12 protein-coding genes and 1 pseudogene are annotated in these 12860 nt (G+C 38.7%); 3 read left to right on the forward strand and 10 right to left on the reverse strand.

What is annotated here, in order from left to right; genetic code table 11:
• Nucleotides 1-12: 12 nt before the first annotated feature.
• The 10 genes and pseudogenes from nuoL to mutY all read right to left on the reverse strand — a co-directional run bounded on the left by nuoL (nucleotide 13) and on the right by mutY (nucleotide 9564).
• Nucleotides 13-1950, reverse strand: a complete 1938-nt coding sequence (gene nuoL / locus HMPREF9456_RS00150; protein ID WP_006841402.1) for an NADH-quinone oxidoreductase subunit L — start codon at nucleotides 1948-1950, stop codon at nucleotides 13-15.
• A 21-nt stretch (nucleotides 1951-1971) separates the two neighbouring features.
• A complete protein-coding gene (nuoK, locus tag HMPREF9456_RS00155) occupies nucleotides 1972-2316 on the reverse strand; it encodes an NADH-quinone oxidoreductase subunit NuoK (RefSeq protein ID WP_006841403.1) in 345 nt (114 codons plus the stop codon).
• 20 nt (nucleotides 2317-2336) lie between these two features.
• Entirely contained in the window at nucleotides 2337-2840 is a 504-nt protein-coding gene (locus HMPREF9456_RS00160; protein ID WP_006841404.1) for an NADH-quinone oxidoreductase subunit J family protein, read from the reverse strand.
• 137 nt (nucleotides 2841-2977) lie between these two features.
• Nucleotides 2978-3451: pseudogene (locus tag HMPREF9456_RS00165) on the reverse strand (4Fe-4S binding protein); the annotation flags it as partial.
• Nucleotides 3452-3470: 19 nt separating this feature from the next.
• Nucleotides 3471-4577: an NADH-quinone oxidoreductase subunit NuoH gene (gene nuoH, locus HMPREF9456_RS00170; RefSeq protein WP_006841406.1), complete on the reverse strand. Its 1107-nt coding sequence runs from the start codon at nucleotides 4575-4577 to the stop codon at nucleotides 3471-3473.
• A 111-nt stretch (nucleotides 4578-4688) separates the two neighbouring features.
• Nucleotides 4689-6320 carry an NADH-quinone oxidoreductase subunit D gene (locus HMPREF9456_RS00175; RefSeq protein WP_006841407.1) on the reverse strand — a complete coding sequence of 544 codons (1632 nt, stop codon included), beginning with the start codon at nucleotides 6318-6320 and terminating at the stop codon, nucleotides 4689-4691.
• A gap of 59 nt (nucleotides 6321-6379) precedes the next feature.
• Nucleotides 6380-6964, reverse strand: a complete 585-nt coding sequence (locus HMPREF9456_RS00180) for an NADH-quinone oxidoreductase subunit B (protein WP_006841408.1) — start codon at nucleotides 6962-6964, stop codon at nucleotides 6380-6382.
• The gene (locus tag HMPREF9456_RS00185; RefSeq protein ID WP_006841409.1) at nucleotides 6955-7308 is read right to left on the reverse strand and encodes an NADH-quinone oxidoreductase subunit A; all 354 of its coding nucleotides are present in this window, start codon (nucleotides 7306-7308) and stop codon (nucleotides 6955-6957) included. The genes HMPREF9456_RS00180 and HMPREF9456_RS00185 overlap by 10 nt, the downstream gene beginning before the upstream one ends.
• Nucleotides 7309-7511: 203 nt before the next feature.
• The gene (locus tag HMPREF9456_RS00190; RefSeq protein WP_006841410.1) at nucleotides 7512-8438 is read right to left on the reverse strand and encodes a glycosyltransferase family 2 protein; all 927 of its coding nucleotides are present in this window, start codon (nucleotides 8436-8438) and stop codon (nucleotides 7512-7514) included.
• 67 nt (nucleotides 8439-8505) lie between these two features.
• On the reverse strand, nucleotides 8506-9564 hold the full coding sequence (gene mutY, locus HMPREF9456_RS00195) for an A/G-specific adenine glycosylase (RefSeq protein WP_006841411.1): 1059 nt from the start codon (nucleotides 9562-9564) through the stop codon (nucleotides 8506-8508).
• A gap of 158 nt (nucleotides 9565-9722) precedes the next feature.
• Between mutY and HMPREF9456_RS00200 the strand changes: the two genes are divergently transcribed.
• From HMPREF9456_RS00200 to HMPREF9456_RS00210, 3 genes are all read left to right on the forward strand, one after another.
• On the forward strand, nucleotides 9723-9998 hold the full coding sequence (locus tag HMPREF9456_RS00200; RefSeq protein WP_006841412.1) for an HU family DNA-binding protein: 276 nt from the start codon (nucleotides 9723-9725) through the stop codon (nucleotides 9996-9998).
• 306 nt (nucleotides 9999-10304) lie between these two features.
• On the forward strand, nucleotides 10305-11879 hold the full coding sequence (locus tag HMPREF9456_RS00205; protein WP_006841413.1) for an Rne/Rng family ribonuclease: 1575 nt from the start codon (nucleotides 10305-10307) through the stop codon (nucleotides 11877-11879).
• A 147-nt stretch (nucleotides 11880-12026) separates the two neighbouring features.
• Nucleotides 12027-12854 carry a patatin-like phospholipase family protein gene (locus tag HMPREF9456_RS00210; RefSeq protein WP_018074733.1) on the forward strand — a complete coding sequence of 276 codons (828 nt, stop codon included), beginning with the start codon at nucleotides 12027-12029 and terminating at the stop codon, nucleotides 12852-12854.
• Nucleotides 12855-12860: the final 6 nt, after the last annotated feature.

A 12860-nucleotide genomic window follows, 5' to 3' on the forward strand; every position in this document is an offset into this window, starting at 1 on the left:
TTAATCTTTATCTTACTTACAAATAAAACATATCAGCCATCCGGCAAAACCCACAACTAAAATCAAGGCTCCCAACAAGTATGCCAATGCGTACTGCTGAATATAGCCCGATTGTAGTCCTTTGATAGAACGGGCGGCAGCCTGAGTCACGTATGCCAAAGAGTCCATAAAGGCATCTACAATATTACGGTCAAACCATGCAATAGGCTTAGATATACGCTTGAATATAATGCTACGGGTTACAAACAACCACAATTCGTCGAAATAGAACTTATGCAAAGCCCATGTATACAACGTACTGATACTTGTTGAAATTTTATCCGGTATTTCATTTTTCTTATAGTATAGTTTAAATGCAATACCCATTCCTATCAGTGAAATCACAACGCTTGTTATAGCCACCTGCATATTAATATGCGCATCATATGGCATTCTGTCTGAAGTCACAAACTGACTGAAAGGGACATACCCTGCTCCGAATGCAAAAATGGCTAGTATGATCAACGGGATAGCCATTGCAGGACCAGCCTCATGCGGCTCGTGATGATAGTGTTTCTTTTCGTAGAAGAATATACGAAGGAACAAACGAGTCATATAGAATGCTGTAAGACCGGCAGCGAAAGATAGTATAAAGTATATAATCTTATTGTGCTCGTATGCCGCAGCTAATATTTCATCTTTACTATAAAACCCGGAGAAGAAAGGAATACCTGCTATCGCAAACAAAGCTACAGCAAAGGCAACACCTGTAATTGGTAATTTTTTCCAGAGTCCTCCCATATCGTCCATCTCGTTGCTATGAACAGCATGAATAATAGCACCCGCACACAAGAACAATAATGCTTTGAAGAATGCGTGAGTAAACAAATGGAACATACCGGCCATGTATCCTAAACCTTCGTGGCCTCCATATTCGGAAACACCAAGAGAGGTTAGCATAAATGCGATTTGAGATATGGTAGAGAATGCCAACACACGTTTTATATCGGTTTGTGTACAAGCTACAATAGCTGCAAACAATGCGGTTATTGCACCTACATAACCAATAAAATGCAATATATCAGGTGCTCCGAACGCATACACAGGGAATAGACGTGCAACAAGGAACACTCCGGCTACAACCATCGTTGCGGCGTGGATCAATGCCGAAGCAGGTGTAGGACCTTCCATCGCATCGGGCAACCAGATGTGGAATGGCATCATCGCTGATTTTCCGGCTCCACCCATAAATATAAGTAGCATCGCCCACGATATAATAGACAAGCCTAAGAAAGATGAACCTTGCATTGTAGCAATAAACGGTGCACCTTGAGCTGTTATATCTGTGAAATCGAATGAGCCTGAGAAATATGATAACAATAAAATTCCTACAAGGAAAAAGAAGTCGGCAAAACGAGTAACAATGAATGCCTTCTTTGAAGCTGCCACTGCAGAAGGTTTGATATAATAGAAACTGATAAGCAAGAAGGATGATACCCCCACAAGCTCCCAGAAAATATACATCTGGAAAATATTGGTTGCAACAACCAGTCCCAGCATGGCAAAACTAAACAGTGAAAGGAAGGCATAATAACGTTGAAAACCTTTTTCTCCTTTCATATAACCTAAACTGTAAACGTGCACCATCAATGATACTGTAGTGATTACAACAAGCATCATTACCGAAATAGGATCAAGATAAACACCCAAATCAATATGCAGTTTATCGGTAAATGTAAGCCATCTTACTGCTGTATGAATCGCCTGATAGGCTCCGTCTACCTTACCCACAACAAAGAAATATTGATATGCCGTCAAGTAGGATAGTATTGTCATTACACTCAGAGAGGTTGTTCCCAGTATTCCGGCAACAACAGGTTTCATATATTTTCCACCCAGTCCGAGTATAACAAACATAATAGCCGGCAAAGCAACTATCAGTATCGAATATGTAAAATCAAAATGTTCCATATCTTATTACTATTTCCCTGCTTAGTTTTTCATTTTAGTTATATTCTCATCCACATATATACTTTTCACATTACGGTATATATTGATGATAATAGCTATAGCAATAGCTGTTTCTGCCGCAGCAATACCTATTGCAAACAATGTGAAGAAGAATCCTTCAAGCTGTCCCGGATATAAATAGCGGTTAAACACCACAAAGTTTAAATCGGTAGCATTCAGCATCAACTCAACGGATATCAGTACCATCAACATGTTTTTACGAGACAGGAAACCATATACTCCTGCAAAAAACATGATGGTGCTCACAACCAGATATGCTTCGATTGGCACCGGCCCGGACAGAAAATTTGTTATAAACTCACCCATAACTTATATCTTTCTTTTTCTTATCTTTTTCTAGCAATCATGATTCCTCCAATGATACAAGCAAGGAGCAATATACTTATCGCTTCAAATGGCAGCAAATATTGATATTTGTCTGTTCCCATCATTCCCATACCTATATCCTGCATATTCAATTCTTGTTGCGTGATGTAGGTATAAAACTTGTTGACATTGTAAAATATAATGTGTCCGCAAATAGCCAAACCAGCCAGCGCAGCTAAAGCAGAAATAAATATCCTGCCCGGCTTCTCGAACTTAACATCTACTCCCGGCTCGTGAGTAAGCAAAATAGCGAATATAAACAGCACCATCACCCCTCCGCCATATACAGCAATCTGCACAGCCATCAGAAAATGATAATCCAACAATAAGTACAAGCCCGCAGTACCAAGAAGTACAAACAACAGGAATGTAGCCGAGCGAATAATCTTTTGTGTTGTTACTGCCATAATAGTAGAAAACACAATGATTGTTGCTAAAATGTAAAATATAATTTGTTCTGCCATAATCTATTGATTATCGTATATGTTTATTCTTTGTCTTCTTTTACCTCTTGAACAGGTGCTGATGGTGCAGGTGCAGGAGCAGCACTGTCAACAGCAACTTCTGCTTTAGCCACAGGCTTACCCACTACAGGTTTTGGTTCCTTCTTCTTTTCACGAAGTTTAGATCCATCCCTATTCAATTGTTCTATCAGCTTGCTACGTGTAAACAGTGAGTTTTCGAACGTATTCGCAAACTTGATAGCATCAGACGGACAGGTAATCACACATAGGTTACAAAATGTACATAACCCCAAGTCGTATATATACTTGTCAAGAACTTTCTTTTTCTTGCCATCCTCTGTTTCTATCGATCTCGATATTACCTGTATTGTTCCGTTCGGACAATTCATTTGGCAAATACCACAAGCAGTACAAGCATGCTCATTGTTTTCATCGTGAGGCATAGTCAACTCTCCACGAAAGCGATCGGGAATAACAAGGGTTGCTCTATTCTCAGGGTACTGCTCTGTGATTTTCTTAGTCCACAGCTCACCCCATGTAATTCTCATCCCTGTGAGAAGAGATTTAATACCTCCAAATAATCCTGAAAAATATTCTGAAACTGAACTCATTTTCTTATACTATAATTTATTATTTCAGAGTCAAACCAAATACGACAAGAACTACCATCAACAAAATATTGAAGAGGTTGATAGGCAGTAAATATTTCCATTCCAGATTCAACAACTGGTCGATACGCAAACGAGGGAATGTCCATCTTACCCACAAGCTGAGGAAGATAAGGAATCCTGCTTTTCCGAAGAACCACAAGAATGATGGTATGTAATTCATAACCTCATTAAAGGCATCCCACCCTTGAATCTGAATAGGCATCCATCCTCCCAAAAATACAGTAGTGGCAATACCGGCTACGATAAACATATTCAGATATTCTGCCAAATAGAAGAAACCGAACTGTAGTCCCGAATATTCGGTATGATATCCGGCTGTCAACTCCGACTCGGCTTCAGGTAAGTCAAACGGTCCACGATTTGTTTCAGCATGTCCCGAAATCAGATAAATAATGAATGCAATAAGTGCCGGAACGTGTCCTGCAATTATATTCCATTGATGAAGATATGTTTGTCCTTCTATTATTTTAGAAAAGCTCATTGTTCCCGACAACACCACCATAGTCATCAGGGCGAAACCTGCAGACAATTCATAACTTATAAATTGCGCACCGCTTCGCATAGCACCAATCATCGAGTATTTGTTGTTACTAGACCATCCGGCCAGCAAAACTCCAATAATACCAAGTGAAGATACAGCCACAACGTAAAACACTCCAATATTAAAATCTATAGCTTGCAACCCCTTACCAAAAGGCAAAGCACCGAATGTAAGCATAGATGCTATAATCATGAAGAAAGGAGCTGTGAAAAACAGAAATCTGTCGGACTGTCTTACATGGATAATTTCCTTGATAAGGATCTTTACCATATCGGCAACACTCTGAACTAATCCATATTTACCGACACGGTTAGGACCGAGACGAGCCTGAAAGAAAGCTGTGATTTTACGTTCTACATATATCAGGATCAAGGCTAATACGGCGTACAAGGTCAGCAATGCGACGGCAACCAATACAAACTCTATAGCCAAGACCGCCCATGTAGGTAAATTCTTAGTCAGAAATACATCGAACTGGCTAAGCCAATATGATACTTCTACTACTTGAGAATCAAATAACAACATATATCTTCTTATATTGATAAAATAAATATTCAATTAATTAGTCGTCCGGTGTGACTTGGCAAAATCCAAATAAACTTTGTCCCTGCTCTAGCAACCCTAAAACGCTCTTGATCAACGGTCGATATCCGGAATCACATAGTCCATAGATCCACCGATACCGATAAAGTCTGATATCTTCTCATCCGCACAGATCAATGGCATAGCCGAAACAGCAGCCATAGAGGGCGAACGGAACTTGAGACGATAAGGAGCTTTATCTCCACGGCTTTCTATATATATACCAAACTCTCCACGTCCGGCTTCTACTCGCTGATAATATTCACCTTCAGGTAGTTTTATTATCGCTTTTGTTTTTGCCAGATAGTCTCCGTCAGGTATATTATCGATTAGTTGTTCTATGATTTTTAAAGATTCTTCTATTTCGTCAAGGCGATTCAAATATCGGTCGAAAGAGTCTCCATTTTCGCGAATAACTTCGTTAAATTCAACCTTATCGTACAACGCATAAGGCATATGTTTACGTATATCGCAAGAAAATCCTGATGCACGTCCTGCAGGTCCGGTAACAGCATACGAAATGGCGTCTTCTTTCGACAGAAGTCCCAATCCTTTCATACGGCCTACTGCGATCACGTTTCCGGTGAATAATTTATCATATTCGATCAGTGCCTTACGCATTACAGGTATAAATGCTTTTACATCCGACTGAAAATCAGGCTGTATATCAAACATCACACCACCAAGGACATTGTAGTTAATAATCAGACGGCCTCCTGTGTTTTTCTCAAATATCTTAAGGATATCTTCCCTTTCGCGCATACCGTATATAAAGGCTGTAGTAGAACCCAAGTCCATACACATCGTACCCCATGCAACCAAGTGAGAATCGATACGATTCAACTCATCCATGATAGTACGTATATATTGAGCTCTTTCGGGAACTTCTATCTGAGCAGCCTTTTCTACACACATACACAATCCATGACGGTTTATGTTGGCAGAAAGATAATCAAGGCGGTCTGTAAAGTGTAGTATTTGCGGATAGGTGAGTTTCTCACTCAGCTTCTCTATTCCGCGATGAATGTAACCACTATGCACATCGATCTTCTTAACGATCTCACCTTCCAAAGCTACACGAAAATGCATTACTCCGTGTGTGGATGGGTGCTGTGGCCCTATATTTATTATATAATCGTCTTTTTCGAAAATATCAGCTCGCTCCTCTTTCAGCTTACCATCAGGCATTTCTACAATACGTGGAGCAGTATCTATAATATCCTTACTTTCTATCGATACGGGATTCTTTACGGGACTCGCATCATAGTCTTTTCTCAAAGGAAAACCAACCCAGTCTGAGTTGAGAAAGAAACGGCGCATATCAGGGTTGTTGATAAAGCGAATACCCAGCATAGCAAAAACTTCACGCTCATTATAGTGTGCAGTTTCCCAAATATCGGTAACTGTATACAATAATGGATTTACGCGATTTGCTGTTCCTGTTTTTACCGCTATTTCTTTCGACAAATCTGTTGAAGGGCACAGCAAATAAGTTACCATCAGCATCTCTCCTTCATCAGTTCCTGTCAACATTGCCAAGTAATCGAAAGGCATCGCAGCATAGTTGCGAAGTGCTTTTACTAAATGACGTAGTTTGTTAGGTTCTACAGTTACAGTTAAAGGTGTTTTATCTTCAATAGCCGCTTCAGGTACAGCTTCGAGTATTACCTTCTTGATATTTTCCATTGTCTCTTTGTTTCTTAGTCTTTTTGGGAAAAGTAAGGGATCTCAGTTCTATATTATTCTTATTTATCCCGTTTGATGTTCTTGTGTCCTTTACGGAACATAAAACGCTCTACTTTTATCTTACGTTGCAATTGCATCAAACCATAAAATAAAGCTTCAGGACGCGGAGGGCATCCCGGCACATATACATCTACAGGAATTATTTCATCAATACCCTTCACAACATGGTATGAATCAACAAATGGACCTCCCGAAATAGCGCAACTACCCATCGCAACTACATATTTCGGTTCTGCCATCTGATCATATACACGTTTCAAAAGTGGAGCCATCTTGTGCACAATCGTACCGGCCACCACCATTGTATCGGCCTGACGCGGACTATTGCGAGTTACCTCCATCCCAAAACGAGCCAAATCGTAACGAGCTGCTGCTGAAGCCATAAACTCAATGCCGCAACAACTTGTAGCAAAAGCTAATGGCCACACTGAATTTGAACGACCCCAGTTGATCAGATCATCGAGCTTACCCACTATAACAGGAACCCCGCCTTCGTTGAGCTCTTTGACATAATCCTCAAGGTATTCATTGTCTCTAAACTCCTCGTTAGGAATACCTTTTATATATATTTTCTTTATTTCCATTTTAATGCTCCTTTCTTCCAGGCATAAGCTAAGCCCAGACCCAATATTATTACGAAAAACAATATACAATACAGACCGGGTACACCCAATTGCCTTACAACTGTAGCCCAAGGAAAGAGGAATATAGCCTCAACGTCGAACATTAAGTAAAGAATTGCATACAGGTAATAACCTACCTTAAACTGCATCCAGGAAGTTCCATGCGTAGGAATACCACATTCGTATGGTTCTCCTTTCTGAGGATTGAAAGATTTTGGTGATAACAGTAAGGCCATGCCTAATCCGGCACAAACGAGTGTGATTCCAGTTAAGAAAACTACTAAAAAAAGAGCGGAAGAACTCATATTTTTATATTAAAATTAAGACTTTTCTATCGATTGTCTTTAGTTTTTGATAATATTCATAGCGTTTTGCTACAGGCATGAGACACAGACTCGGTTAGAGCCTTCCTGACAATCGGCGCAAAATTAATCTTTTATTTCAGAAACGCAAAAAATAAAACGCCAAATTATGCAAATTTGGCAACTATAGATTGCAAAATAGCGAATTAAGCCCGCTCTCTTACGATATAAATAGGTCGTTTTTTTGCCTCCATATATGTTTTTGATAAATATTGCCCCAAAATACCAAGGCAAAACAACTGGATTCCTCCGATAAAGAAAATGATACAAAGAGTAGACGCATAACCTTGCACCGGATCACCGAACAATATCTTTTTGAAGATAATAAAGCATATCATAATGAATGCTATTATACAAAAAAGGATACCAAAAACGGATGCAATAATCAACGGGCGGGTAGAGAATGCAATTATCCCCTCCAGAGAATACAAAAATAATCCGATAAATGACCACTTTGTTTCTCCGGCCACACGTTCGACATTCTCAAAGGCAATCCATTTTGTTTTGAATCCGACCCAACCGAAAATACCTTTCGAAAAACGGTTGTATTCGCCCATTTCCAATATAGAATCAACCATCTGCCGCGTCATAAGACGAAAATCACGAGCTCCGTCTACAACTTCAGTATCTGATATCTTATTTATTAGCTTATAGAACTGCTTGGCAAAAAACGAACGGATAGGCGGCTCTCCTTTTCGGTCTACCCGGCGAGTAGCCACACAGTCGTAGTCTTCTGTTTTCAAGGTTTCATACATTTCCTTTATCAAGGACGGCGGGTCTTGTAAGTCTGCATCAATTAACGATACAAAATTTCCGGTAGCTGCTTGCAAGCCGGCATATATACCTGCTTCTTTACCGAAATTGCGGGAAAAAGACACAAAATGCACTCTTTCGTCCGACTCTCTTAGTTCTTTAATTACTGTTAAGGTTTTGTCCCTCGAACCATCATTTATAAAAATAAATTCAAATTCCTGATCAGGCATTCCTTCCGCAAGTTTCACTACTTCTTTATACAAATACGGAAGAGCTTGTTCTTCATTGTAGCAAGGGACAATCAATGATATTTTATCCATATCGCTCTATTATTTGATTACAAAGTTAATTTTTTTTCGATCTTACACAAGCCCCAGAATATATAAGTCACAACTGTTCCAGATATTTATGCACCAATCGCGAAACCGGGTAATCGTCAACATCGCCAACTCCGATTTTTAGATATTCTTTTTCCAATCGAATTTCCGACACCTCTACTTTATAAAATATTGCATAAATAATTTGATGCGATAAAACATGTTTTATTTGCCGGATGTATTGTATTTTAACATCAGAAGCAGCCTCAAACAACGGTTTAAATTTTTCATCTTTTTGCAATTCCTCAATCGTCAGTTCTTTTTCCGTCTCCACAAGGGGTAATTCGTATAAATTCTGCCAGATATCTTTATCCCCTCGTTTGCGTAAGTACATAGATTCGCCATGTCGGATATCAAAATAATTAAAATAACGGTTTCGCACTTTTTGCTTACCCGCCTTTTTAGGATATTGGGCTACTTTGTTTTGAGCATACGCCAAACATATCGAGGATGCCGGACAAATATCACAACGAGGCGAAACAGGCACACATTGTAATGCACCAAATTCCATTATTGCCTGATTATACAAGCCTGCATTAGCATCATCGAGCAACTCTTGAGCCAATTCTGCAAATACTTTTTTACCTTTGCCACTATCGATGGGTTCGTTAATAGCAAAAATACGCGACAGCACCCGGTACACATTACCATCTACCACAGCATAAGGCTCGTTGTAAGAGATGGAAACTATAGCCGCGGCAGTATAATCGCCCACCCCCTTCAACTTCAATACATCTTTGTGTTGGCGAGGAAAAACACCATTATAATCTTTCACTATCAACCTTGCCGCCGCCTGAAGGTTTCGCGCCCTGCTATAATAGCCAAGTCCCTGCCAAAGCTTCAAAACTTCATCTTCGTCAGCCATTGCCAACATATCCACTTTCGGGTATTTTTGTATAAACTTATTATAATAAGAATAACCTTGATCTACACGTGTCTGCTGCAAGATAACCTCTGAAAGCCATATTGCATACGGATCGGACGTATTGCGCCATGGCAAATCTCTCTTATTAGCTTCATACCACCTTATTAATATAGAGCTTAGTCTTAAATCTTTTTCCATATTCATTTTAGAACACATTAATATCCGCTCAAAACAAGCTATAGTTGAACGTTAATTTCTTTATCTAGGAGAAAAAATGATAATTATTTGTTTCAAAGGTAAATAAAAAGCTATATATTTGCAGTCCAAAAAATTAATTGTTTCGAATTTAAAAAGATAAGAAAATGACAAAAGCTGACATCGTTAACGAAATTGCGAAAAATACAGGAATAGACAAAGCTACTGTATTAAAAACAGTTGAATCATTCATGGATGTTGTAAAAGACTCGTTAAGCAAGAATGAAAATGTTTATTTAAGAGGTTTCGGTAGTTTCATCGTGAAGACAAGAGCTCAAAAAACAGCTCGTAATATCTCTAAAAACACTACTATCATCATACCTGCTCACTCAATTCCGGCATTCAAACCTGCCAAAACTTTCATAACTCAAGTGAGAAAGTAATCTTGCCTTTTATTAAATTAATTTCTAAATATAAATAACATGCCAAGCGGAAAGAAAAGAAAAAGACATAAAATGTCTACGCACAAGCGCAAAAAAAGATTAAGAAAGAACAGACACAAAAAGAAAAAATAATCTGTAATTCTTTTATTTAATGAAATATACGAGAACAAACTTGCAAATTGTTGAATTTCTAAGTTTGTTCTTTGTGTATTTAATGAAAAAGCTTCTTGATAAACAAAGAAGTAAACTCTACTATCAGATTTAAATAGGGAATTTAAATCTTATTTTTAATTCTAAAACATAGTTATGAATAGCGAACTAATAGTCGATGTTCAGCCCAATGAAGTCTCAATCGCAGTCTTGGAAGACAAGAAACTTGTCGAACTGCAAAAAGAAGGAAGAGACGCTTCATACGCGGTAGGAAACATCTATGCCGGCAAAGTTAAAAAACTGATGCCCGGATTAAATGCTGCTTTTGTAGACATAGGATACAAAAAGGACGCTTTTCTTCACTATTTAGATCTAGGTGCTCAATTCAAATCCGTTGATAAGTTTTACAAACAGGCTTTAGCTGATAAGAAAAAGTTTCCTAACATCTCGAAGATGAAAATGGAAGCAGACATAGACAAAAATGGGTCTATCAGCGACGTTCTCAAACCAGGACAAGAAATACTGGTACAAATAGCCAAAGAACCTATATCAACAAAAGGCCCCCGCCTCACAGCCGAGCTTTCACTGGCCGGCCGTTTTCTAGTTGTCATTCCGTTCAACGACAAAGTATCTGTCTCTCAAAAAATTAAATCGAAAGAGGAGCGTGCTCGTCTAAGACAACTTATACAAAGCATAAAACCAAAAAACTTCGGAGTAATAGTAAGAACTGTAGCTGAAGGGAAAAAGGTAGCTGATCTGGATACAGAACTGAAAACATTGGTAAAACGTTGGGAGGATAATCTTCCTAAGATTCAGAAAAATAAACTTCCAACCCTCGTTTTTGAAGAAACAGGCCGTATTGTGGCCTTACTGAGAGACATCTTCAATCCTACCTTTCAGGAAATCCATGTCAATGATTTAGATACCTGCAACCAGATTAAGGATTATATATCATTTATAGCACCCGACAAAAAAAACATTGTAAAAAGTTATGATGGCGGGTTACCTATCTTTGATAATTTCAATGTAACAAAACAGGTAAAAGCCTTGTTTGGAAAAACAGTTACATTCCGTAATGGCGCATACCTTATCTTGGAACATACCGAAGCCCTTCACGTTGTAGACGTAAACAGCGGCAACAGGTCGAAGAATCCTGAAGCAGGACAAGAGAATAATGCATGGGAAGTGAATTCCGCAGCAGCAGAAGAAATAGCACGTCAATTGAGATTACGAGACATGGGGGGAATCATCGTAATCGACTTCATAGATATGACGGAAGGTGAGCACAAAGCACAACTAATGGCCAAAATGCAGGAGCTGATGGCAAATGATCGGGCAAAGCATAATATACTCCCACTGAGCAAGTTCGGGCTAATGCAGATCACACGTCAGCGTGTACGTCCAGAGATGGAAATATCAACCACCGAAGCATGTCCTACATGTTTTGGGAAGGGAGAAATAAGACCATCCATACTGTTTACAGATACCCTGCGCATGAAAATAAGCTATCTAGTAAAAGATCTAAAAGTAAAGAATTTCAAACTCTACATACATCCGTATGTAGCAGCATTTATCAATAAAGGTTTTCCTTCATTAAAATGGCAATGGAAATGGCGTTATGGCATGGGAGTGAAGATCATTCCAAACCAGAATCTGGCATTCCTCGAATATCATTTTATGGATGAAAATGGAGAAGAAATTGATATGAAACAAGATTTTGAAGTAAAGTAACAATTACTCAGAATATATGAAAAGAGCTGTTTTTAATGATTAAAAACAGCTCTTTTCATTATTCACACACATCGTCGCAACTATTATTAGACTACAAATTAGCAAATAAGAAGAATATCCTTAAATTTGTATATTGATACAAAACGCATGAGTCCGGAAAAAAACATTTATCAACTAGGTCTCTCCCTTAGCGGAGGTGGTGCCAAAGGTTTTGCTCATTTAGGCGTATTGCAAGCACTAAATGAAATTGGTCTTTATCCTCAAATTATATCCGGAACCAGCGCAGGAGCTTTTGCCGGAGTATTATATGCGGATGGGTATACTCCTGAGGAAATATTATCATTCTTCAAGAAGAAGGTATTCAGAGAGTTTGCAGAATTTACGATACCACATGGCGGCTTTTTCAAAAGCGATGGGTTTCGTTCATTTCTAAAAAAACATCTCCGAGCTAAAACCTTTGAGGATCTGAAAATACCCCTGCGAACTGTGGCTACTGATATAGAATATGGTGAAACAAAGGTGTTTTCTACAGGAGCTTTGATACCGGCCGTTATTGCATCATGTTCGGTACCTATCATTTTCCGTCCTGTGGAAATCAACCAACATTATTATGTTGACGGAGGTCTATTTAAGAACTTCCCAGTTTCCACGATACGCAAAGATTGCGTTAAAATTATAGGAGTCAATGTTAGCCCCATCATAAAAGCAGAATTCAGGAGCTCTATTAAATATATTGCAGAAAGGTCTTTCCACTATATGTCCGGCTCCAATACCTTATTAGACCGAAACTTGTGTGACTATCTGATCGAATCAACATCTTTGTCTCAATATTCAATGTTTGATCTAGAACATGTTGAAGAAATATATAAGGCAGGATATAACTTGACAACAAAATTTTTTGAAGAAAAAAAAGAAGCCTTAACAAAAGATTTTCCACATATCAACCTTATTACATGCATAACACATGCACAATAATAAAAT

This window comes from Dysgonomonas mossii DSM 22836 (genome assembly GCF_000213575.1).
Classification (GTDB): Bacteria; Bacteroidota; Bacteroidia; order Bacteroidales; family Dysgonomonadaceae; genus Dysgonomonas; species Dysgonomonas mossii.